A 25,538-nucleotide genomic window follows, 5' to 3' on the forward strand; every position below is an offset into this window, starting at 1 on the left:
CATCGGGGCTGGATTATAAAAACAGCTCTGAGGAGAAGAAAACTCTTCTAAATGGAAGAAAAAACACAAGAAAGAAAAACATTCATACTATAAAGGAAATCGACCGGAGGGGCGGGTACAGACACAAGTAACCTGTCAACAAAAGGTCGTATTTCCTTTAAAAATAATCTGTCTCAGGGGATTTTGCTTTATTTCTAACCTTTTTTGAATGATAATTGGTACCTGCGGTTTAGGTGAATCGCCTATCTTTGCCGTATACTATATATAATTATAATTCTATATTGAGATAAAAGCCATGAGACACAGATTTATTGCTTTACTAGTACTTTTTACAGTCATCTTTTTCAGTAGTGCAGAGGCGCAGACTACTGCCCGTAAGTTTGAGGCAGGCAAGAATACTTTCTTGCTGGACGGGAAGCCGTTCGTAGTAAAAGCTGCCGAACTGCACTATACCCGTATTCCGCAAGCCTATTGGGATCATCGTATTGAGATGTGTAAGGCGTTGGGAATGAACACTATTTGTATTTATATCTTCTGGAATATACACGAACAGGAAGAAGGCAAGTTTGACTTTACAGGTCAGAATGATATCGCTGCCTTCTGTCGTGCCGCTCAGAAACACGGAATGTATGTCATCGTCCGCCCCGGTCCGTATGTGTGTGCGGAATGGGAAATGGGCGGCCTGCCCTGGTGGTTGCTGAAGAAGAAAGATGTGGCACTGCGCACGCTCGATCCTTATTATATGGAACGGGTAGGCATCTTCATGAAAGAAGTCGGTAAGCAACTGGCGCCGCTACAGGTAAATAAGGGCGGAAATATTATCATGGTGCAGGTGGAGAACGAATACGGTTCTTACGGCACTGACAAGCCTTATGTTTCTGCCGTACGCGACTTGGTGCGCGAATCCGGTTTTACCGATGTACCTCTCTTCCAATGCGACTGGAGCAGTAACTTTACACGGAATGCACTCGACGACCTGATCTGGACCATCAACTTCGGAACAGGCGCCAATATAGACCAGCAATTCAAGAAACTGAAAGAACTTCGTCCGGAAACTCCGTTGATGTGCAGCGAGTTCTGGAGCGGATGGTTCGACCACTGGGGACGGAAACATGAAACACGTCCTGCCAAAGATATGGTACAGGGCATCAAAGAAATGCTCGACCGCAACATCTCCTTCAGCCTTTATATGACTCACGGAGGAACGACTTTCGGACATTGGGGTGGTGCCAACAATCCTGCCTACTCCGCTATGTGCAGTTCTTACGACTACGATGCCCCGATCAGCGAAGCCGGATGGACGACAGAGAAATACTATCTCCTCCGCGACCTGCTGAAAACGTATCTTCCTGCCGGTGAAGCACTGCCGGAAGTTCCTGCCGCAATGCCGGTCATTGAAGTACCCGAATTTCATTTTACCAAAGTAGCTCCACTTTTCTCCAACTTGCCGGATGCCAAGCAGTCGGTGGATATTCAGCCGATGGAGCAATTCAACCAAGGGTGGGGAACAATCCTGTACCGTACCACATTGCCCGAAGCAGTAACCTCAGGCACTACATTGAAAATCACCGAAGTGCACGACTGGGCACAAATCTACGCCGACGGCAAGCTGCTGGCCCGCCTCGATCGCCGCAAAGGAGAATTTACCACTACCTTGCCGGCTTTGAAGAAAGGTACGCAACTGGATATTCTGGTAGAGGCGATGGGCCGTGTCAACTTTGATAAGTCCATCCACGACCGGAAGGGAATCACCGAAAAGGTAGAACTCCTTTCGGGCAATCAGGTGAAAGAACTGAAAAACTGGACTGTATATAACTTCCCCGTAGACTACTCATTTATCAAGAACAAGAACTACAAGGATACGAAAATATTACCGATTATGCCTGCTTACTATCGGTCATCTTTCAAACTCGATAAAGTAGGCGACACTTTCCTCGACATGAGCACATGGGGCAAAGGTATGGTATGGGTGAACGGTCATGCGATGGGACGTTTCTGGGAAATCGGTCCCCAGCAGACACTCTTCATACCGGGCTGCTGGCTGAAAGAAGGTGAGAATGAAATCCTCGTCCTCGACCTGAAAGGTCCGACGAAAGCATCAATCAAGGGTCTGAAGAAACCGATCCTCGACGTACTCCGCGAGAAAGCGCCGGAAACACACCGCAAGGATGGCGAAAAGTTGAAACTGACAGGAGAAAAGGTTGCGCACGAAGGAGCCTTCACGCCGGGCAACGGCTGGCAGGAAGTACGTTTCGACGCTCCGGTAAAAGGACGTTTCTTCTGTCTGGAAGCACTCTCTCCGCAAGCCAATAACAATATTGCCGCTATTGCAGAGTTCGATGTGCTGGGAGCCGACGGCAAACCCGTATCCCGCGAACATTGGAAAATCCGTTATGCCGATAGCGAAGAGACACGCAGCGGAAACCGTACGGCGGATAAGATATTCGACTTGCAGGAATCCACTTTCTGGATGACCGTTGACAATGTCGCTTACCCCCATCAACTGGTAATCGACCTGAGCAAAGTGGAAACAGTGACGGGCTTCCGTTATCTGCCCCGTGCCGAAAAGGACTTTCCGGGCATGATTCGTGAATACCGCGTCTATGTGAAACCGTCTGATTTCAAGTATTAAACCAATAATAAGCCAATATCGGCCTTTTGATAATTTTATAAATAAGCATTTACTCTCAAATGAATATGAAAAAATATACTTTACTCCTGGCACTCCTTTTAGTAGGAGTGCTGACAGGATACAGCCAGCAGTCTGCCTACCTGTTTGTCTATTTCACCGGAAACAGGATGAGTGAGGAAGCCATCCGGATGGCTGTCAGCCCCGATGGATACAACTACTATGCATTAAACGGAAACCAACCGGTCATCGATTCCCGTGAAATCAGTTCTACGGGTGGAGTGCGTGACCCGCACATTCTTCGTTGTGAAGACGGAAAGACATTTTACATGGTCGTAACCGACATGGTCTCCGGCAACGGATGGAGTTCCAACCGTGCCATGGTACTGTTGAAATCGAAAGATCTCGTCAACTGGACCTCCAACATCGTGAATATCCAGAAGAAATACCCGAATCAGGAAGATTTGAAGCGGGTATGGGCACCGCAAACTATTTATGATAAAGAAGCGAAGAAATACATGGTCTACTGGTCAATGCAGCATGGTAATGGCCCGGACATTATTTATTACGCATACGCTAACAAAGATTTCACCGATATAGAAGGAGAACCCAAAACTTTGTTCCTCCCGAAGAATGGCAAATCCTGTATTGACGGAGACATCATTTATAAAGACGGACTTTACCACCTGTTCTATAAAACGGAAGGAGACGGCAATGGAATTAAAAAAGCAACCACCGCCTCCCTGACTTCCGGACAATGGACAGAATCGGAAGATTATAAGCAACAGACGAAAGAAGCTGTAGAAGGTGCCGGCATCTTCCCGCTGATAGGTACGGACAAGTACATCCTGATGTACGATGTATATATGAAAGGCAAGTATCAGTTTACGGAAAGCACCGATTTGGAGAATTTCAAAGTCATAGACAATGCCATTAGCATGGACTTCCATCCGCGCCACGGCACCGTAATGCCGATTACTGACAAGGAACTGAAACGCTTGTACAAGGTCTACGGAAAGCCCGACAAGATGTAAAGCCATCAGATGCACCATCTAATATCCCATAAATAAATACCATGAAAAAACTCCTGTTGTTCATTTTGCTTGTCTGTGCAACAGTACAGGCCTATTCGCAAGAATACCCGAAAGTCGTTTTATCGGGTGACTATCCGGACCCTTCTGTCATGCGCGATGGCGAGGATTATTACATGACTCATTCTCCTTTTTACTACGCTCCCGGATTCCTCATCTGGCACTCCCGTGACTTGATGAACTGGGAACCCGTCTGCCGTGTAATGCCCGAATACGAAGGCTCTGCAATGGCACCCGACTTATTGAAGTACAAAGGAAAATACTACATCTATTATCCGGCCAAAGGAACAAACTGGGTGATCTGGGCAAATGACATCAAGGGCCCGTGGAGCAAACCCATCGACCTGAAAGTGAGTGGCATCGACCCCGGACACATAGCCGATCAGGAGGGGAACAGATATTTATATGTTGACAAAGGAGAAGTCATCCGACTGACGGACGACGGACTGGCCACCATCGGCCAAAAACAGAAAGTGTACGAAGGCTGGCGATATCCCAATCACTGGGAAACGGAATGTATGTGTCTGGAATCGCCGAAGCTGAATTACCATAATGGTTATTATTACCTGACTTCCGCACAGGGAGGAACGGCCGGTCCGGCAACAAGCCACATGGCAGTTGCCGCCCGTTCGAAGAGTGTCACCGGACCGTGGGAAAATTCTCCCTATAATCCGGTAGTGCATACCTATAGTGCCCATGACAACTGGTGGTCGAAAGGACACGGCACACTGATCGACGATGTGAACGGCAACTGGTGGATCGTATATCATGCCTATGCCAAAGGCTATCACACCCTGGGACGCTCCACCCTCATCGAACCGATTGAATGGACCGCCGATGGATGGTATCGTACCAAATCCACCGCCACTCCCATCAAGACCGATCCGTCCATCAAACACGGACTCAGCCTCTCGGATGACTTCGAAGGACCGGAACCGGGACTCCAATGGACTTTCTGGAAAGAATATGCCCCTCAGTCGCTCAGCTTCAAGAAACAGACCTTATGGATAGATGCGAAAGGAAGTACCCCTTCCGATGCCCGCTTACTGCTGGCCACCGCCGAAGACAAGAATTACGAAACACAGGTGGAAGTCAACGTAGGCAAGGGTAACACAGCCGGACTTCTTCTATATTACAGCGAAAAGGCATACGCTGGAGTCGTGTCTGACGGAAAGAACTTCACTATCTACAGAAACGCGGAAAACAGCTTTACCCTCCCTAACAAGTTGGGCAAACGTTTCCTCGCCAAGATACAGAATCAGGGAAACAGTGTCCGGATAGCAGTCAGCAAGGACGGCAAGGAATGGACTACGCTGGTAGAAAACATGGATGTATCTCAGCTGCACCATAACAACTACGGCGGCTTCTACGCTTTACGCATCGGACTGCTTTCCTCCGGAAAAGGCAGCGCCGGCTTCCGTCAGTTCCGTTACCGTAACGCCATCCCACAGGAAAAGGACATGGGTGCTTACTTGATGGTCTTCCATAAAGACGAAACGCACAGCCTTTACATGGCCGTCAGTGACGACGGATATACATTTACTGCCTTGAACGACGGCAAACCGGTGATCGCCGGAGATACCATCGCCCTGCAAAAAGGTATCCGTGACCCGCACATCTTCCGCGGACCGGACGGAGCTTTCTACCTTTCCATGACCGACCTGCACATCTATGCGCAGAAAGACGGCTTCCGTGATACCGAATGGGAACGTGACGGAAAAGAATACGGGTGGGGAAACAACCGCGGACTCGTACTGATGAAATCATGGGACCTGATCAATTGGAAACGTACCAATGCCCGTTTCGACCTGTTATCGGCGGGTTTGGGTGAAATCGGCTGCGTATGGGCGCCCGAAGTGACTTACGATGACAAGAAAGGTAAACTGATGATTTACTTCACCATGCGTTTCAAGAACGAGGCGAACAAACTGTACTATGTCTATGTCAATGATGACTTCGACCGGATAGAGACACTCCCGCAAATCCTCTTCGAGTATCCCAACGAGAAAATATCGGCTATCGACGGTGACATCACCAAGGTAGGCGACCGGTATCGCATGTTCTACGTTTCGCACGACGGAGGCGCCGGAATCAAACAGGCCGTGTCAGACCGCATCAACGGTGATTACGAATATGACCCTCGCTGGTACGACTTCGAACCCAGGGCCTGCGAAGCTCCCAACCTCTGGAAGCGTATCGGAGAAGACAAATGGGTATTGATGTATGACGTCTACGGCATCAACCCCCATAACTTCGCTTTCATCGAGACTTCCGACTTCGTGAATTTCAAGAACTTGGGACGTTTCAACGAAGGAGTGATGAAAACGACTAATTTCTCGTCGCCCAAACACGGCGCGGTGATCCATTTGACAAAAGAAGAAGCCGCCAGACTGAGAAGTCATTGGGAAAACAGGAAATGACAGAGTATCAGACCTTTTTTAGTGAATACATACTCTATTTTTGCAGAGATCTTATATTATAATTTATACCATGAAACATTTACTTCTACTATTTAGTGTATTACTACTATCGTTGCAGCCGGCCGCATTTGCCGCAACGCATGAAACGACTGCTACTCCCGATTCAGTATCCCTTTTTGCTTACGCCACCCGAGGTGACGACGGCCGTAGCGGACTCCGCTTTGCATGGAGCATGGACGGGAAACATTGGTTTGAAATAGGACAAAACTACGGCTATCTTCGTTGCGATTACAGCCGTTGGGGATCGCAGAAGAAGATGCTCGATCCGAATCTGAAACAACTCCCCGGCGGAGAATGGCTCTGTGTCTGGAAGTTGAACGACCACGACGGATACGGTCAGGCCAGATCAAAAGACCTGATCTACTGGGAAGCCCAGCAATATCCCCGTACGACTCCCGATTTTGAAGGAACAAGAGTCAAAGCAAAGATTGCCGGACACGAAGAAACGGGAACCGTCAGCCAAGTGCCCTGGTCGGTAGTGGACGGACTGACCCGGACGTACGAACGGAACCAATACCGTAACTCCCTGTATGGCGAACGCCCTGTACAGGATAAAGAACGCTTTGCCGGACTGAAACCGATCAAAGCCACCGTCACAGCACAACCGGAAGAAACAAAAGAAATCAGCGACTTATTGATGGGTATCTTCTTCGAAGACATCAACTACTCCGCCGACGGCGGCCTGTATGCCGAACTGATCCAAAACCGGGACTTCGAATACGACCCGTCCGACCGTGAAGGGGACAAGAACTGGAACAGCACCCATTCATGGAAGCTGGAAGGAGAAAACGCCACCTTTACCGTATCGACTTCGGACCCTATCCATCCGAACAACCCGCATTATGCCGTCTTGAAGACGAACCAGCCGGGAGCTGCCCTGACCAACACCGGTTTTGACGGAATCGCCTTGAAAGCAGGCGAGAAGTATGATTTCTCCTTGTTTGCCCGTATCCCGGAAGGCAGCAAGTCCGGAAAACTACTCGTACGCCTCGTAGATGCTGACGACACCGTACAGGGTGAAACGACAGTTACCGTCTCTTCCCGTTCGTGGAAAACGTATAAAGCAGTGCTGACAGCAAAAGCGTCCGCCGATACCCGTCTGGAACTTCGTCCGCAATCGGCAGGTGAAATCGAACTGGATATGATTTCTCTCTTCCCGCAGAATACATTCAAAGGCAGAAAGAACGGTTTGCGTCCCGACCTTGCACAGACACTTGCCGATATGCACCCGCGCTTTGTCCGTTTCCCCGGAGGCTGTGTGGCTCATGGTGACGGTTTGAAGAACATCTATCAATGGAAAAATACTATCGGACCGCTGGAAGCCCGTAAACCTGCCCGTAACCTTTGGGGATATCATCAGAGCATGGGACTGGGTTATTATGAATACTTCCAGTTCTGCGAAGATATAGGTGCGGAACCGCTTCCGGTGCTGGCGGCAGGTGTACCTTGTCAGAATTCCGCCTGTCATGGCGATTTGAGAGGCGGTCAGCAAGGCGGTATCCCGATGAGCGAGATGGGTGCTTACATTCAGGATATCCTCGACCTGATAGAATGGGCGAACGGTGATGCAAAGAAAACCAAATGGGGCAAGATACGTGCCGAATCCGGTCATCCGAAGCCTTTCAATCTGAAATATATCGGCATCGGCAATGAAGACTTGATCACCGATGTCTTCGAAGAACGCTTCACGATGATATACCTTGCTATCAAAGAGAAATATCCGGAGATAATCGTTGTCGGCACGGTAGGTCCTTTCAATGAGGGAACAGACTATGTGGAAGGCTGGAAACTGGCGGACAAACTCGGTGTTCCGATGGTAGACGAACATTATTATCAGTCTCCGGGATGGTTCCTGCACAATCAGGACTTCTATGACAAGTACGATCGCTCTAAAAAAACGAAAGTATATCTGGGCGAATATGCCACTCACATCCCCGGACGCAGAGCGAATATGGAAACAGCTTTGACCGAAGCACTTTATCTGGCTGCTTTGGAACGGAATGGAGATGTAGTGCACATGAGTTCTTATGCTCCTCTGCTGGCAAAAGACGGACGGACGCAGTGGAATCCGGACTTGATCTACTTCAACAATCGGGAGGTAAGACCGACAACGGGATACTATGTGCAGAAACTGTACGGTCAGAACGCTGGCGACCATTACATCCCTTCACAGATAAACCTTGATAATCAAGACAGTCGCGTAAAACTCCGTGTTGGTTCTTCCATCGTTCGTGACAGTAAGACGGGGGATGTGATTGTGAAGTTAGTCAATCTGTTGCCCGTCAGCATAGAGACCGATGTCCGGTTGCCGGGAATGGATGGTATTCAGTCTTCCGCTACGCGGACTGTACTGGCAGGTGCACCCGAGGCGACTCCGCTTCCGGTGACGGATACGATAGAAGCAGGAACCAGCTTCAAACAGGAATTGCCTGCTTATTCGTTCACGGTTATCCGCTTGAAGACACAAAAGGTGAAATAAGAAACTATAAACTATAAACAATAAACAATAAACTGGTTTTCAATAGGGGTTAGTTTATTTTGGGGAGGAGTGCTCACCTATCACCTCCCCCTGTGGGTAGGGGCTGACTAAAAAGTCAATAGTATCCTAACTCTCCTCCTTCGGGAAGGAGGAGTACCCGTAGGGGGAGGTGGTAGGTGGATACATAATCCTGTCATTTACAAAGAAATAGGAACAAACATTATTTCTCCTACCACCTCGGTCTTCGACCACTCCTCCTTCCCGAAGGAGGAGATTCGAGATAGAATCGACTTTTTAGTCAGTCCAGGTTTAGGTATTATTGACTTTTGTACCTTCTCTTTTCTTCTTCATAATAGAAAAGATGGTTTTCATCTTTCACCGAACGGGTAGTTCGTTTGCTGTCTATAGTGTAATCAGCCATAGGATAGTACTAAAGTTCTCTTTAACCTCTTGCATCCTTGCTTTTTCCTATAAGGAAAGTAGGAATAAGACGCAGATATCTTTAGTTGTTCACGGCCGTGAACAGGTCTGATCACATCCGTGAAGAGCATTGCTCACGGTCGTGATCAACTCTTGCCACGGCCGTGAACAACTAACAATATCAGTGTCTTAATGGAAGAATAAAGGCACTATAAGTAAAAGATACCGGTAGTATATGGTATTTGTTGTATAAGGTTAGGGGCTGGATATAGGGGAACGTAACAAGTAATAAGTAACAAGTAATAAGTAATAGGCATTGAATCATAAGTAATAGGTAATAGGATGGGGAAAGGTGACAATAAAATGTGTGATATATGGCTATTGTCACCCTATTATCACCCCTTATTATCACCAAATGATTGCTGATAATCAGTTTATTATCCTTCAAAGGTGATAAGTGACAATAGAAAAGCATGTTATTACTATGGTACGAGTTCGATATAATCCAACAAGTTGGGTCATATCGAACTCGTGTTAGTTATCTGATTATCGTCAGTTTATAGCTTGGTAATCACTTTCTTACCTCTATAGGAGATGGATTTGTCAAAGGTGGTTGCGTCTCCGTCGCCACAGCCTTTTCCCGGTTCTACAACTATGAGGTTGAATTTGCGGCTTTTCAGCATTCCTTTATAGCTGCCTTTCCGGTCGTCGATGGTCAGTGTACGGTCTTGGTCGTTCCATTTCAAGGTAATGGTAGAGTAAGCTCCCTTTTCGTAATTGTAGTTGTCGAACTCATCTTCGTAAAGGGTAAATTCCGCGTTCGCTCCCGGATAGATACGGATGGTCAGATTGTCCCATTTCTTTTCTGTAGAGTATTGCACGGCGGGACCCCAGGGGAGAATAGAACCGGCACGGACGTAGATCGGCATAATGTCGATCGGGACTTCACGTTGCAGGGTCTGTCCGCCTTCCAGTGTTTGCCCGGTCCAGAAGTCGATCCAGCGGGCACCTTGGGGAAGGTAAACATCGGTCTTTCCGATTTTGCTCATGTCTTTCTGATGACCGTTTTGCTTCTTGTCCTGCCATGTGTACAATGAATCCGTCACCGGGCGAACCAGGAAGTTGCGTCCGAACATATATTCGGTGTCCATATCGAGCACTTTCTTGTCTTTCGGGAAGTCCATCATGAGAGGGCGCATGATGCTGCCTGCTTTGCTGGTCACTTCCCAGGAAGTGCTGTAGATGTATGGCAGCAGGCGGTAACGTAAGTGAGTGTATTTCTCCAGTGCATCGTATGACCAGTCGCCTTTCTTGCCGAACTGATAGATTTCTACGGCTACCGGACTGGAATTGTGTGAACGCATGATCGGCTGGAATACTCCCCACTGATACCAGCGGACGTGCAGTTCATGATAGGCGATGTTGTTTACGTTATTGTTATATCTCCATGCGAAGAAGCCACCTAGGTCTGTGTTCCAGTACGGGATGCCGCATAACGCATAGTTCAGTCCTGCCGCTAGTTGCTTGCGCATGACGGACCATTCGGAAGTTACGTCTCCGCTCCATGAATGGGAAGCATACCGTTGCTGTCCGAGGAAGGAGGAACGGGTAAGCAGGAATACGCGTTTGTCGGAAGTAGTGGCGCGTTGGTGTTCGTATACGCCTTTGTTGGACATTAAAGGGAAGGCGTTGTGTACCCTGCGGAAAGAACCCAGATAAGTCTGCGTGTTGAAGTCCTGGTCTTTGATATCCATATGGTCCGGTTCGGTGGAGTCGAGCCACCAGGCGTCCATGCCGAGGTCGAAGATGTTCTTTTTCATCGCTTCCCAGTAGATGTCCCGTGCTGCCGGATTATACGGGTCGTAAGGTTTGACTCCGGCTTTGGGCGGCCACGTTTCGAAATGGAGCAGTGCTTTCAGACTGTCCATCTTCTGATACATTTCTGTCCACGGACCGAAGGAGGCCCATACGGAGATCATGATGTGGGCGTTCTGCTTGTGCACGTAGTCGATCATTTCTTTGGGGCTTTTGATGCGGGGAGTGCCGTAGTCGGCATTCTTGTCTTCTCCGTTCGGGAGGAATTTCATGTATTCCGGGTCACCCATCTTGTTGATGTAGCGGGGATTCTGGAATTTCATGGAGTTCCAGTTCTCGTTGCAGCCCCAGTATTGCCAGTCTTGGATGATTCCATCCAGAGGAACTTTCAGCTCCCGGTATTTGTCTACGACTTCGCACAGTTCGTCCGGACTTTTGTAGCGTTCGCGGCATTGCCAGAAGCCCAGTGTCCAGAGAGGATACAACGGGGCTTGTCCGGTCAGGTCGCGTACTCCGGCTATGACTCCGTCGGCGTTGCCGCCGTAGATGAAGTAGTAGTCGGCACAGTCGCCTACTTCCGAGTCGAAGGAGGTTTCCTGCGGATTGTCGAGGAAGGTGGTAGGGGAGTAATTGTCCCAGTAGAGGGCATAGCCTTTGATGGAGTGGATGAAGGGGATACAGATACTCATGTTCTGGTTGCGGAGAAAGAGTTTCTGATTGCGTTGGTTCACTTTGCCGGTCTGCTGTTGGCCCAGACCGTAGATTACTTCGTCCTTATCCAGCAGAAAAGCCTGACGGACATTGTAGGAGGGGACGCCCGCGTCATTGAAAGGGGTAAACTGTGTTCCGTAGTCTTTGTCGGTCAGCAGCCGTTGCCCTAGCTTGTCGAAGAAGTAGATGCCGCCTGTTTCGGGGTTCACTTCCACTTGTATCATCTGACTGCTCAATGTTACATTTTTCCCGTTTTCACCGAAGGAAACCGGGGTTTGTTCCGGTGCTTTGATGACAACGAGGCTTTCTTTGTCGGAAGCTGTCTCACCGGGCGTCTTATATACCCGGACGATGGAAGGCGAATAAAATTCTACACTGACGTTCATCCCTTGTGCTGCATACTTGATGCCTTGGGAAGTACGTTGTACGTTTTGTGCCGTACCGTTTGCGGCAATGATCATGGCCCATGCCAACAGGATGCCTGTTTTTCTTAGATTCATTTTCATGGTTTCTTTAAGTGCTTTATGATACGGCAAAGGTAGGATGGAAGGACATTTTGCGGACAATAGCTATGTTGAAACAAACAACAATCAGGTTGATTTCTTCATTTCCTTTTCTTCTTTTGCTTTCTCATGTGGCTTCTCGTTCTCTGCTTGCCCTGCTTTTGCTCTGTTCTCTTCTTGTCCCATTCTCTTCGCTTTCTCTGTATATTCCGAGGGACGGCATCCATACATTTCTTGAAAACATTTGCTTAGGTAGCTGGAACTGCTGAAGCCGGTACGCTCCGCTATTTCGGTTACGCTCAGTTTGCCTTCGGCAAGTAGTTGCGCTGCTCGTTGGAGGCGGATGTTGCGGATAAAGAGGCTGGGGGACTGGTCGAGCAAAGTCACCAGCTTGCGGTAGAGTCCGGTGCGTTCCATGCAGAGGTCACGGCTTAGTTGCTCTACGGAGTAGCCGTTGACGTCAAGGTTCTTTTCTACCAGTTCTATCGCTTGCACTAAAAAGGCGGATTCTGCACTGTCCGGTTCTATGCCGTTTGGCTTTTCATTATCATCTGCCGTTTCGTTCCTGTCGCAGACGGAAGGGTGGCTTTTCTTCTCCGAACGGGCTTTCTGTTCGGCTTCATAGCTGTTGCATTGCTCTATCAGGTTGCGGATGCGGAGCAGCAGGATTTCTTCTTTATGTTGCTGTTTCATCTTTTTCTTGGTCTGATAGATATAGAGGCGGATGCTTGCTAAGACAATCAGTAACACGATGATCGTATACAGAACGTAGGCGGTAGTCGTTTTCCACCAGGGAGCGTGGATGATGACGTGTATCTTTGTGATGTTATCGTTCCATTGTAACTGGTTGTCGGATGCAGCGACTTTGAATGTATATTCTCCCGGCGGTAAATTGGTATAGGAGGCCTGTAGGATGCCGTTGCCGACTGTTGCATTCCCTTGTCCGCTGGCGAAAGCGTTCATCCATTGTTTGTCGATGCCTTCCAGTTGGTAGCGGTAGTAGGTGCGTTCGCTGTTCACGTAGTTCAGTGCCGAACATTCGAAGGTCAGAAAGTTCTGGTTATAGTCCAGTTCTAGCTCCTTTGTGTAAGGGGCGGCTTGCGGCAGGATGATGCGGTTTCCGTACTTTTCTCCTGTGTTTACTTTTTCACCGTAGAGATGTAAGTTGGTGAAAACCGGTTTGTAAGGCAGGCCCGGAGTGGCGGATTCATGGTCGGGACGGAAAATGGTAAAGCCGTCGATGCCTCCGAAATAGAGTGTACCGTCCGAAGACTCAAAGATAGCTCCCTGTATATATTCCTCTTCTAAAGCCCCGTCCAGTTGATTGAAGTTGGTAAAGCCGATTTCCTGATTCTCCGGATTGATATGGATACGTGAGATGCCATTGCTGGTAGTTACCCAGATATAGTTGTTTCTGTCTTCGATGATTGATTGTACGAAGTTATTGCTCAGTCCGTTTTCACGATAGAAAATGCGGTGGGCTTGTTTATTAGGTGAGGCGGATTGATTATCTGCTGTTTGTGTGGTCGGTTTGCTATCCGGTGTTTGCTCTTGATCGGTGAAGAGTTCCAGTCCGTCGGCTGTCCCTGCCCATGTCCAGCCCCGTGTGTCGGTGCATAGGGCGGTGTATGATTGCCCTCTGTAATATTTGTTTCCACCTCTTTGATCTAATTCCTTTGCCAATTCTGCAGAGACCGATGAGGCTGGTACAGGCAGCAGAGTCCGTGAACCGTCCTGATCGACAGCTAACTGATAGATTGTGGAATGGCTTTTCAGATAGATATTGCCGTTATCATCTTCTGCAAAGGCTTTGACAGCGACATCCTCTTCCGGTGATGCGGGGAAAGCAGTGCGGCTGACGTGAATCAGTTTGTGTGTGGCAGGATGATGATAGAGTAATCCCCGATTGAGTGTGCCGACCCATAAACCGCCCTGGGCATCCTGAAAGATGGTGCTGACTTCGGTCGAAACGAGCTGTCCTTTCTTTGTTTCCAGTACGGGGATGTATTGCTGTTCCCTGCTTTCGAGGTCGATGATCCAGAAACCGTGAACACAACTGATATAAGCTTTATCGCCCTGTGGAGTGATGATCAGGGTGTTGAGCGTGTAGTTCTGTTCGAACAGCTTCTCCCATGTCCGGTTTTGGGGATTAAAGTAGAAGAATCCTCCTTTGCGGCCGTTGCGTAACTGGTAGAATCCTTTTTTGCTTTTGACAACGAGAGAAGTACGGTTGAAGTTCTCCTGTTCGGAAGCGGGATAAGCAGCTCTGTCATACAACTGTTTCCCGGTTTTCGGATCGTAACAAACGACCTCGCCCGTATGATAGAATAGGTAAACCGCAAGTTCATCCGAATGTATGTCCTGTAGCTGTCGATGTTCATTCTCCGGCAGGGCGAGGCGGATGCCCGTTTCCAGTTCCCGCAACTCCTGGGAAGTAAGTAGCCAGATACGTCCCGAATTGTCGACGAAAAGGTCTTCTACCGGTTCGTGTATCTCTTTTCTGCGGAAATAGGAGTCAAGGTGAGGTATGTATTTTTCTTGATGGAGATCGATGCACATCAGTTTATGATAATCTTTAATCCATAGGAGTGAATCTCCGCATTGATAGATACGGTAACATCCTTCATACTGTTTCAGCGGGGAAACGTCTTCTGCTGTGCGGTGAAGGTAGCTGAAATGTACGCCGTCATACAGATTGACATTCCCGTTGGTGGTGAATACCATTCTTCCGTCGGGGAGTTGGAGTATGTAGCGTATCTGGTTGTCGCTCAATCCTTGTGCCGTGTTGATCGATGTAAACAGGAAGTCGTTGGCGTCCACCGTCAGTGTCATCCTGATACACAGGAGGAGGAATAGTAGTATTCGGGTGTTTTTCTGGTTATTTGCCGCCATTGGGATAAGGATTATGATGTTCGATGATGCAAAGATAAAAAAAGTCGGGGTTATACTTGGATAAACTGTTCTTTTTGTAAAGGGTTTCAGGAGGGAATGTCTGCATATCAATCAAAAAAGGGGGGAAATCATGCAAACGATGAAAGTTTGTATGCGAATATAATTATATTCCCTATTTTTGCTTTTGTTACAATGAGGACATTTAATCATAAAAGAAAAATAATATTATGAAGAAACTTGTAAGCACTTTGACAGCGATTCTTGGTATAAGCACTCTTGCAGCACAGGATGTGGTTGTAAAAGGACCGGACGAAAAGTTGCAGTTGGCGGTATTTGTGCAAAACGAGACGAAGCCTTGTTATTCTGTGAGTTACAACGGAAAGACGATGTTGGAAAAGTCTCCTTTAGGCATGAATACCAATATCGGTGATTTTACGAAGAATCTTAAACTGACCGGACATTCCGTCGACAAGATCGACACTGTTTATCAACAGACACGTATCAAAGTTTCCAACGTACATTACCGTGCCAATGAACTGACTTGTCATTTAGAGAATGAGCAGGGACAAAAGCTGGGAGTTGTTTTTCGGGTGAGTGATAATGATGTGGCTTTCCGCTATACTTTGCCGCATCAGGGAGGAAAAGCGAGTGTGACGGTGAAGGAAGAACAAACAGGTTTCCGCTTTCCGGAGCAGACTACTACTTTCTTGTGTCCGCAGAGCGATGCGATGATTGGCTGGAAACGTACGAAACCCAGTTATGAAGAAGAATATAAAGCGGATGCGCCGATGAGCGACCGTTCGCAGTACGGACATGGGTATACGTTCCCTTGTTTGTTTCGTATAGGAAATGACGGTTGGGTGCTGGTCAGCGAGACGGGTGTGGACAGTCGTTATTGCGGTTCACGTTTGAGTGATGTGAGTGAAGGGAATTTATATACGGTCGCCTTTCCGATGGCGGAAGAAAATAATGGAAACGGAACGGTCGCTCCTGCTTTTGCACTGCCCGGCGCTACTCCGTGGCGTACCATCACAGTGGGAGATCATCTGAAGCCGATTGTAGAAACAACCGTTCCGTGGGATGTGGTAAGCCCGCTTTATGAAACAAAACATGATTATCGTTTCGGGCGTGGCACGTGGAGCTGGATTCTTTGGCAGGACGGCAGTATCAACTATGATGATCAGGTACGTTACATTGATTTTGCTTCGGCTATGGGATATGAGTATGCGTTGATCGATAACTGGTGGGATACTAGAATCGGGCATCAGCGTATGAAGTCGCTGGTTGAGTATGCACGCGATAAAGGTGTCGAGTTGTTCTTGTGGTATAGTTCTTCCGGCTATTGGAATGACATTGAACAGGGACCGGTGAACCGAATGGATAATGCAATCATTCGTAAACGTGAAATGAAATGGCTGCAAAGTCTCGGTGTGAAGGGAATCAAGGTTGATTTCTTCGGCGGTGACAAGCAGGAGACAATGCGGCTGTATGAAGATATTCTGAGCGATGCGGACGATCACGGATTGATGGTGATTTTCCACGGTTGCACATTACCTCGCGGATGGGAGCGTATGTATCCGAATTATGTGGGCAGTGAAGCAGTGCTGGCTTCGGAAAATATGGTGTTCAATCAGCATTTCTGTGATGAGGAAGCGTTCAATACTTGCCTGCATCCGTTTATCCGCAATACGGTGGGATCGATGGAGTTTGGCGGCTGCTTTCTGAATAAGCGCCTGAACCGTAATAACGACGGCGGTACGACACGCCGGACTACGGACGTGTTCCAGTTGGCGACTACCGTTCTCTTTCAGAATCCGGTTCAGAACTTTGCACTGGCTCCTAACAATCTGAAAGATGTTCCGGCTGTTTGCATGGACTTTATGAAGCGGGTGCCCACAACGTGGGATGAGACACGGTTTGTTGATGGCTATCCGGGGAAGTATGTGGTGTTGGCCCGTCGTCAGGGAGATACCTGGTATCTGGCGGCTGTAAATGCCGGCAAAGAACCGCTGAAACTAAAACTGGATTTGGAAATGTTTGCCGGAAAGACGGTGGCTCTTTATAAGGATGATAAAAAGGGAGAACCGGAGTTAACGTCACTGAAAGTGAAGGAAAACGGTAAGGTGCAGTTGGAAATCCGCCCTCAAGGAGGTATTCTTTGTATAAAGTAGCCTGTCAATATGGTTTATTTGTAAATGCTGTTACTTTAAATATCGGTATTGTCTTATCGTAAATCGTATTTATCCTATTAAACTTACCAGAAAAAAAGTACGTTTGCATTGTCTTATTCAACTGTAATTTTTGTATGAATCAGGCATTAACTTTGGATAATAGATAATAGTATGCAAAAACAGATCTTTTTTAGTTTTGTGCTGGTAATGATGTTGTTAGGGAAAGTGAAAGCTCAGCACAATAATCCTTTTGGCAATGCATTGATTCCGGATATGATTGCCGATGCGAGTATTCAGGAAATTAATGGTGTCTTTTATTGCTATGCCACTACTGATGGCTATGGGCAGGGACTTAAAACATCAGGCCCTCCGGTAGTATGGAAATCAAAAGACTTTGTACACTGGAGTTTTGATGGAACTTACTTCCCTTCGGCTGCAAAGGAGAAGTATTGGGCTCCCAGTAAAGCAATTTTTGCTAATGGTAAATATTATATATATCCCACTATCAATGGGTATATGTATCCTGCTGTAGCTGATAAGCCTGAAGGACCGTTTAAACTGGCACGTGGGAAAGACGAATTCTATAAGCCTTTTACTCCTTCTACTTTATTGCAGAGTAAGAATCCGGGCGGGATTGATGCTGAAATCTTTGTTGACGACGATGGACAGGCTTATGTGTTTTGGGGACGAAGGCATGTAGCCAAACTCAACGAGGATATGATTACGGTGGATTCTGTAGTACAGGTAATTTCTACTCCTCGCAAGGAGTACTCTGAGGGACCTATCTTTTTCAAACGTAAAGGAATATATTATTATTTGTACACTATCGGAGGGGATGAGAAATATCAATATGCGTATGTAATGAGCCGGGTTTCCCCTATGGGACCTTTTGAAGCTCCTGAACAGGATATAATATCTACTACCAATTATGAACGGGGAATCTTCGGACCGGGACATGGTTGTGTCTTTCATCTTGAGGGTACGGATAATTATTATTTCGCATATTTAGAGTTTGGCAGGCGAAGTACAAACCGTCAGACATATGTGAATCAACTGAAATTTAATGAAGACGGTACGATTCGCCCTGTCGAACTAACAATGGATGGAGTGGGGGCATTGAAGAAGGTGAAATCAGATAAAAAAATAAAAATAGATACTGTTTATGCGTCTAGTATTGAAGTGCCGTTGAAGATTGAACCGATGAAAGACCCGACATGTCTGCGGACAGAATATTTTGTTCCTTCTTTTGCGGTGGACGGGGCAAATGGTTCCCGATGGATGTCTGCTGCCGAAGATAGTATTAATCCATGGATTGTGGCAGATTTGGGTACTGTAAAGAAGGTCAGACGCAGTGAAATTTATTTTGTACGCCCTACTGCCGGACATGCTTATGTTATTGAAGCATCGATAGATGGAAAAGTCTGGCAAGAGTTCGCTGTCCATCAAGATAGGAAGATGTGTTCACCACATACCGATGTCTTGAATAAAAGGTTCCGTTATCTGAGAATTAAAATCCTAAAAGGAGTCCCCGGTATCTGGGAATGGAATATTTATTAATAAGCCAAAAGTGTATGAATATAAAAATGAATATGAAAGTCCCCACATGTATTGTAGTATTGATTTTTACTTTGTCAACAGTAAATGTATTTGCACAGAATGATTACAAGTGAGGAGAATGGACAACTTGGGGCGATCAGGGAGATGGCACCTATTGTAATCCTGTCCTTCCTTCCGATTACAGTGACATTGATTGTATTCGTGTGGGGGATGATTATTATGCTATTTCTTCTACCTTTCAATATTCCCCAGGTATGGTGATCATACATTCCAAGGATTTGGTGAACTGGACGATTAAAGGTCATGTGGTTTCTGATCTGAGACAGATCAGTGAAGAAATGAACTGGACGCGTATGAATCGTTATGGCCGAGGTATTTGGGCAGGGGCAATTCGTTATTATCAGGGAAAATTCTATGTGTATTTCGGTACACCGGATGAAGGTTATTTTATGTCGACAGCTACCGATCCTGCGGGACCGTGGGAACCGTTGCACTGTGTAAAAGCAGAAAAGGGATGGGATGACTGTTGTCCTTTCTTTGACGATGACGGGCAACTATATTTTGTAGGTACCCATTTTGCTGATAAATACAAAACTTACCTGTACCGGATGACACCTGATGGGAAGACCTTGATCGAAAACTCTAAAATATTAATTAATGAGGGGTATGGTCGCGAGGCAAGTAAACTTTATAAAATCAACGGAACATATTATCATTTTTTCAGTGAAGTTAAAAATGGCGGTAGATATATCATGATGCAACGTTCTTCTTCAATTACAGGACCGTATCTTGAAAGGAAACAATTAAGTCATGTACAGCGTGAATATAATGAGCCTAATCAAGGCGGACTTGTTGAAGGTCCTGACAGGAAGTGGTATTTTTTTACCCACCATGGTACGGGTGACTGGGCAGGTCGGATTGCTAGTCTGCTACCGGTATATTGGGTCGATGGTTGGCCGATTATTGGTGAGGTTGGGCAGGATGGCATTGGCACAATGGTATGGCAAGCGGCCAAGCCTTCCAATGAGTATCCGGTTCGGACTCCACAATCATCTGATGATTTTAGCAAGTCGGTACTTTCTCCTCAATGGGAATGGAACTACCAGCCCCGGGACGAGATGTGGTCATTAACGGAAAGACCAGGCAATTTGCGGTTAAAAGCTTTTCGTCCATTAGTCACGGATAATTTGCTGAAAGCGGGAAATACCTTGACTCAGCGTTGTTTTCGTACAAACAAAAATGAGGTTATTGTAAAAATGAACATTGAGGGCATGGTTGACGGACAGAAAGCCGGACTGTGTCATTACTCTAAGAGTTATGCCATGGTGGGGGTACGCCAGTCCGGCAAAGACCGGAATCTGGAATTTCAGACCAATAAAGAGAAAATCACAGGTCCTGCGATAAAGGGAAACAAGGTGTGGATTAAATCTGTATGGGGGCTGGATGGAAAAAGCCAATTTTCATATAGTACAGATGGCAGGAAGTTTACCCCGTTCGGAGAGGTATATCAACTTGAATGGGGATATTACCGGGGAAGCCGCATTGGGATTTACTGTTTTAATAATATAGCGGATGCGGGGTATATCGATGTGGATGAGTTTATTTATTTATATTAACTGTTTAGTGTATGAAACATTCCTTTAATTGTTTAAGTTATGAATTACTGCTTTATGTGCTCATTTGTATTCCATTCTGTTCTTGTTCTCAAAAAGATACAGGTGTGATTTCTCCTAATGGGAAGATATGTCTTTCTGTTGAAATAAAGGAAGATACTGAAAAAGACGGTTTTGGCAAAGTCTTTTTTAATGTAGAGTACAAAGATGGTAAAACTTCCAGAAGGGTTCTATCTGATACCCGAATTGGCTTGGAAACCCAGCTTATGTCATTTACCGATAACATCAGGTTGAAATCTGTGTCCGGTACTAAACTAATTGAAGATGATTATGTGATGCTTACCGGTAAAAGAAGTCATTGTCAGAATAGAGGAAATGAAAGGATATTTCGGTTTGAGAATGAGAAGGCAGAAACCTTAGATATCGTTTTCAGGGCTTACGATGACGGGATTGTATTTCGATATAGCTTACCATCTGTTCAAGATAAGGATAGTCTGACATCTGAACATACAGCTTACTATATTCCAGAAGGAACGAAAAGATGGATACAGAATTATTCTGTTGGTTATGAAGGTTTCTATCCATTGAAAACCAGAGCAGAAAGAGGCAAAGACAATATGTGGGGCTATCCATTACTTTTGGAACCAGCCGATTCATTGTTTGTGTTGATAACTGAGGCCAATATACTTCGTGGACATAGTGGTTCCAGATTGTATAATGGAAATGATATGAATCAATATCAAGTGCGGATGACAGATGATAAATTAGCCTTGGGTGATTCATTCACATCGCCATGGAGAGTTCTTATGATAGGTTCTTTGTCTGATGTTGTAGAATCTACTTTAGTGACAGATGTCTCTGAACCTAACAAAATTTCTGATACAAGTTGGATTATGCCGGGCTCTGCATCATGGGTATACTGGGCGCATAATCATGGTTCCAAAAATTTCAAGATTGTAAAAGACTACATTGACTTGGCTGTTGATATGAAGTGGCCATATAGTCTGATAGATGCGGAATGGAATGAAATGTCAAACGGTGGAGATATTGAAGATTTGATAACCTATTCTCTTAGTCGAAATATAAAGCCTATGATTTGGTATAATTCGTCAACTGCTTGGATGGGGCCGGGTCCTCTTTACCGCTTGAATAGTAAGGAAAATAGAATAAAGGAATATACTTGGCTTCAAAAGTCAGGTGTAGTAGGGGTTAAGATTGATTTTTTTCCTGATGATTATTCGTCTAATATGGATTATTATATTGATTTGCTGGAAGATGCAGCTAAATATAAATTAATGGTCAATTTTCATGGAGCTACTATTCCTCGTGGATGGCAAAGGACTTATCCTCATCTGATGACTATGGAAGCCGTTTATGGGGCAGAGTGGTATAACAATAAGCCAATACTTACAGATCGTGCTGCTGAACATAATGTAACATTGCCATTTACCAGAAATGTCATTGGCTCAATGGATTATACACCTGGTACATTCTCTGATTCCCAACATCCTCATATCACTACTTGTGGGCATGAACTAGCTTTGTCTGTTGTGTTTGAGTCAGCATTGCAGCATATGCCTGATAGGCCGGAGGTGTACAGTTCATTACCTCGAAAAGTAAGAGAATTCCTTTCGGGATTACCTACTGCTTGGGATGATACAAAACTGTTGTGTGGCTATCCGGGTACTGACATCGTACTGGCACGACGTAAGGGAGATGTATGGTATATTGGAGGATTGAACGGAACTAACGAGAATAAAACTCTTTCTTTTTCATTGGTTCCTCTGCAAGTTGAAGGAAAAACGATGGATGTATTTAAGGATGGGGTGGACGATAAGAGTTTTGCCATCGAAGAAAACATCCAGTTATCAAACGATAAAATGGATATGTCATGTCTTCCTCGTGGAGGATTTGTGGCAGTAATAAAGTAAGGATAATAAATGATATTGTTTTAAATGTCGATATTGTTTTATTGTAAATCGTATTCATCCTATTTTTTTCTACTAAAAAAGCGCTACGTTTGCATTATATAATTCAATCGTAATATTTATGAAAGCAAAAAAATTACTATTACTATCCTTGTTATTTATAACGGAGACTTTATCTGCTCAAAACTATCAGGTTCCTGTTTCGGAGCAAGATGAACCTATGATGCAAGGGAAATTCCAGCCTACTTGGGAATCATTGGCTAATTATAAAATACCGGAATGGTTTAGAAATGTAAAGTTTGGTATTTGGGCTCATTGGGGCCCCCAATGTGTGGAAGGATCTGGCGATTGGATGGCTCGTTCTTTGTATATGGAAAATTCGCCTGAATATCGACATCATATAGCGAACTATGGTCATCCTTCTGAATTTGGCTTTAAAGATATTATTCCGTTATGGAAGGCTGAAAAATGGGACCCCGATAAGTTGGTTGCATTTTATAAAAAAATAGGTGCTCAGTATTTTTTTGCTTTGGGTAACCATCATGATAATATGGACCTTTGGGATAGTAAGTATCAACCATGGAACTCGGTTAATATGGGGCCTAAAAAAGATATATTGAAAGGATGGGAAAGAGCAGCGCGTAAACATGGACTTTATTTTGGGGTCAGTCTGCATGCAGACCATGCTTGGAGTTGGTATGAGACTTCCCAAAGACACGATACTCAAGGTCCTAAAAAAGGTATTCCGTATGATGGGAAATTAACGAAAGCTGATGGAAAAGGAAAGTGGTGGGAAGGATATGATCCTCAGGACTTGTATGCTCAGAATCATCCGTTAAGTCAGGATAGTTGGGATAATGGTACAATTCATAGGCAATGGGCATGGGGAAATGGAGTTTGTTTACCAACACAGGAATATTGCACTAATTTCTATAATCGTACACTTGATGTAATAAACCGTTATAATCCGGATTTGTTGTATTTTGATGTAACTGTTGCACCTTTTTATCCTATAAGTGATGCAGGCTTAAAAATTGCGGCTCATTTTTATAATCATAATATGTCAATGCAAAAGGGTAAATTGAATGCCGTAATGTTTGGTAAGATTCTTGATGCAAATCAACGTAAAGCTTTGGTATGGGACGTAGAACGTGGAGCTCCTAATAAAATAATAGATGAACCTTGGCAGTCATGTTCGTGCCTTGGCGGGTGGCATTATAATACGTCTATTTATAATAATAATCAATATAAGTCGGCAGCTGACGTAGTGAAGCTGTTAGTTGATATTGTCAGTAAAAATGGTAACTTACTTCTGAGTGTCCCGTTGCGTGCAGATGGTACATTTGATGAAAAAGAAGAAAAGATATTGAATGAATTTGGTAATTGGATGAATATCAATAAGGAAGCAATCTATCAAACGCGTCCATGGAAAATATTTGGTGAGGGACCTATAGCGGATAAAGATGTTCAACTCAACGCCCAGGGGTTTAACGAATGGGCCTATAGTAAAGCTGATGCAAAGGAAATACGTTTTACACAAACAGATAAAAATTTGTATGCTACAGTTTTAGGATGGCCTGAAGATGGGAAAATCTTAATTAGGTCTTTAGCGGAAGGTAACGGGTTATATCCCACTAAAATAGGCAGAGTAGAGTTGCTTGGTTACGGAAAAGTATCTTTTACACGTACTGATAAGGGACTTGTTGTTGATATACCCGCTAAATCGTTGAAGAATATAGCCCCTGTCTTGAAAATTAGAAAATAAAAGTTATTACTATGTCGTCTATTCAGGGATACAAAATGAAAGAGTATAGCATGCCTACAAAGAGGTATTGCCAAACTTTAAGCCTTAAAAATAATCCGATTCTGATTGAAGAGTATCGTAAGATACATAGTGAAGAAAAGGCATGGCCGGAAATAAGGGCGGGGATACGTGCAGTAGGGATTCTGGAAATGGAAATTTATATATTGGGATCACAACTTTTTATGATTATAGAAACTCCACTGGACTTTGATTGGAAGATAGCTATGGATAAACTGTCTAATCTTCCGCGGCAGGCTGAGTGGGAAAAGTATGTGTCTAAATTTCAAGACTGTCCGTGTTTGAGTTCTTCTGCTGAAAAATGGAAGTTGATGGAACGTATGTTTTATCTGTATGAAGATTAGTTGAGGATAACGTAATCGTTTACTACGTGTTGAGAAAAAAGGAATAGTGTGAAAGTTGCTATTCCTTTTTTTCTGCTTAAGAGTGATAAGAGGTGCGATATTCTTGGGGAGTAATACCTGTGATTTTTTTGAATAACCTGTTGAAGTATGAATAATCTTCAAAAGCAAGATTTAATGCAACATTTTTGATTGACATATCATCGGTTATTAGTATGAGTTGAGCTTTTTCTATTTTCTTACGGTTAATGTATTTTAAGGGGGTATCTCCTGTCTCTTTTTTGAATAGACGAATAAAATGGTCTTTTGATAAACAGGAATTCTCAGCGAGTACTCTTAAATCAATAGTTTCATTTATATGTTTACGGATATAGTGAATGGCTTCTTCTATCCGATTGTCTTTCAATTCCATTTTTACTTGAGCTCTTTTTAGGAAACGTGCTAGCAATTGATATACGATACCTCTTGATTCTATCTTATCAGACAAGGTCCGTTGTTTGTTTTTTAGCAGATTCTGCATAAGGGTGTAATTGTTATCGTAAGAAGTCGGGTCTGATTTCTGTAAGGTCATATGTGGATTTATAGTGCAGAGCCGCTGAAATAATGCCAAATCTATTTCGACAGCCGGGATTTCTATTGGAAAATCCCAATTGTCCAGTAAGTTGCTGTCTGACTGGTGTTCTTCATATATATGCAGATAATAGTGGGAAAAATAAGAGTTGCAGATATAGCTATGTTTGGTAAAAGCTGGAATAAAATACATGTGGTTAGCTTTTAGAATCTGAGTTTTACCCGATATTAAGACTTGTGCAGTACCTTCTGTCACATAATATAAACGTGTAAAAGGGCTATTGACATTTTTCCAGTTCCAATCGGCATTATGAATAGCCAAACCTATGTTCAAAACAAGCGGGTGCAATTTATCAACAAATGAAGCCATAGCATATAGGGTTTATTAATGTGAAGATAAAGATATATAAAAAATAAATATAATTCTTTTGATGTCGATAATTTTAAATAATATATCGATATTGTTTTATAATAAATCCTACTATAGTCGTTCATGTCGATATTGTATTACTCTAA

Annotated in this window: 14 protein-coding genes; 11 read left to right on the forward strand and 3 right to left on the reverse strand. The window is 44.9% G+C overall.

The annotated features are described in order from the left end of the window. Positions 1-295: 295 nt before the first annotated feature. The 4 genes from KTR07_RS14055 to KTR07_RS14070 all read left to right on the forward strand — a co-directional run bounded on the left by KTR07_RS14055 (position 296) and on the right by KTR07_RS14070 (position 8,679). Positions 296-2,632, forward strand: a complete 2,337-nt coding sequence (locus KTR07_RS14055) for a beta-galactosidase (protein WP_117981102.1) — start codon at positions 296-298, stop codon at positions 2,630-2,632. A 59-nt stretch (positions 2,633-2,691) separates the two neighbouring features. Next, a complete protein-coding gene (locus KTR07_RS14060; protein WP_055229082.1) occupies positions 2,692-3,663 on the forward strand; it encodes a glycoside hydrolase family 43 protein in 972 nt (323 codons plus the stop codon). A gap of 41 nt (positions 3,664-3,704) precedes the next feature. Then, positions 3,705-6,140 (forward strand): family 43 glycosylhydrolase, encoded by a 2,436-nt coding sequence (locus KTR07_RS14065; protein ID WP_080973934.1) that lies wholly within the window; start codon positions 3,705-3,707, stop codon positions 6,138-6,140. Between the two features lie 70 nt (positions 6,141-6,210). Next, positions 6,211-8,679: an alpha-L-arabinofuranosidase C-terminal domain-containing protein gene (locus tag KTR07_RS14070; protein WP_117981101.1), complete on the forward strand. Its 2,469-nt coding sequence runs from the start codon at positions 6,211-6,213 to the stop codon at positions 8,677-8,679. A 977-nt stretch (positions 8,680-9,656) separates the two neighbouring features. Here KTR07_RS14070 and KTR07_RS14075 read toward each other — a convergent pair. Together KTR07_RS14075 and KTR07_RS14080 are read right to left on the reverse strand one after the other, a co-directional pair. Continuing rightward, positions 9,657-12,131, reverse strand: a complete 2,475-nt coding sequence (locus KTR07_RS14075; RefSeq protein WP_074858240.1) for a glycoside hydrolase family 31 protein — start codon at positions 12,129-12,131, stop codon at positions 9,657-9,659. 84 nt (positions 12,132-12,215) lie between these two features. Continuing rightward, positions 12,216-15,020 carry a two-component regulator propeller domain-containing protein gene (locus KTR07_RS14080; protein WP_225629652.1) on the reverse strand — a complete coding sequence of 935 codons (2,805 nt, stop codon included), beginning with the start codon at positions 15,018-15,020 and terminating at the stop codon, positions 12,216-12,218. A 227-nt stretch (positions 15,021-15,247) separates the two neighbouring features. Between KTR07_RS14080 and KTR07_RS14085 the strand changes: the two genes are divergently transcribed. The 7 genes from KTR07_RS14085 to KTR07_RS14115 all read left to right on the forward strand — a co-directional run bounded on the left by KTR07_RS14085 (position 15,248) and on the right by KTR07_RS14115 (position 24,455). After that, positions 15,248-17,191, forward strand: a complete 1,944-nt coding sequence (locus KTR07_RS14085) for a glycoside hydrolase family 97 protein (RefSeq protein WP_016269766.1) — start codon at positions 15,248-15,250, stop codon at positions 17,189-17,191. 171 nt (positions 17,192-17,362) lie between these two features. Further along, a complete protein-coding gene (locus KTR07_RS14090) occupies positions 17,363-18,748 on the forward strand; it encodes a family 43 glycosylhydrolase (protein ID WP_062695788.1) in 1,386 nt (461 codons plus the stop codon). 99 nt (positions 18,749-18,847) lie between these two features. Next, entirely contained in the window at positions 18,848-19,009 is a 162-nt protein-coding gene (locus tag KTR07_RS14095; protein ID WP_008767038.1) for a hypothetical protein, read from the forward strand. Further along, positions 18,952-20,364 carry a glycoside hydrolase 43 family protein gene (locus KTR07_RS28755; RefSeq protein ID WP_234135610.1) on the forward strand — a complete coding sequence of 471 codons (1,413 nt, stop codon included), beginning with the start codon at positions 18,952-18,954 and terminating at the stop codon, positions 20,362-20,364. The genes KTR07_RS14095 and KTR07_RS28755 overlap by 58 nt, the downstream gene beginning before the upstream one ends. A gap of 11 nt (positions 20,365-20,375) precedes the next feature. Next, positions 20,376-22,292, forward strand: coding sequence for a glycoside hydrolase family 97 protein (locus KTR07_RS14105; RefSeq protein WP_048694844.1), 1,917 nt, complete (start codon positions 20,376-20,378; stop codon positions 22,290-22,292). 118 nt (positions 22,293-22,410) lie between these two features. After that, on the forward strand, positions 22,411-24,054 hold the full coding sequence (locus KTR07_RS14110) for an alpha-L-fucosidase (RefSeq protein ID WP_016269770.1): 1,644 nt from the start codon (positions 22,411-22,413) through the stop codon (positions 24,052-24,054). Between the two features lie 11 nt (positions 24,055-24,065). Beyond that, entirely contained in the window at positions 24,066-24,455 is a 390-nt protein-coding gene (locus KTR07_RS14115) for an L-rhamnose mutarotase (protein ID WP_081030174.1), read from the forward strand. Positions 24,456-24,531: 76 nt separating this feature from the next. Here the strand turns inward: KTR07_RS14115 and KTR07_RS14120 are convergent, their stop codons facing one another. Continuing rightward, positions 24,532-25,392, reverse strand: coding sequence for an AraC family transcriptional regulator (locus KTR07_RS14120; RefSeq protein WP_008767033.1), 861 nt, complete (start codon positions 25,390-25,392; stop codon positions 24,532-24,534). Positions 25,393-25,538 lie beyond the last annotated feature (146 nt).

It is taken from the genome of Bacteroides sp. MSK.20.82, assembly GCF_019052485.1.
In the GTDB taxonomy this organism is placed as follows: Bacteria; Bacteroidota; Bacteroidia; order Bacteroidales; family Bacteroidaceae; genus Bacteroides; species Bacteroides thetaiotaomicron.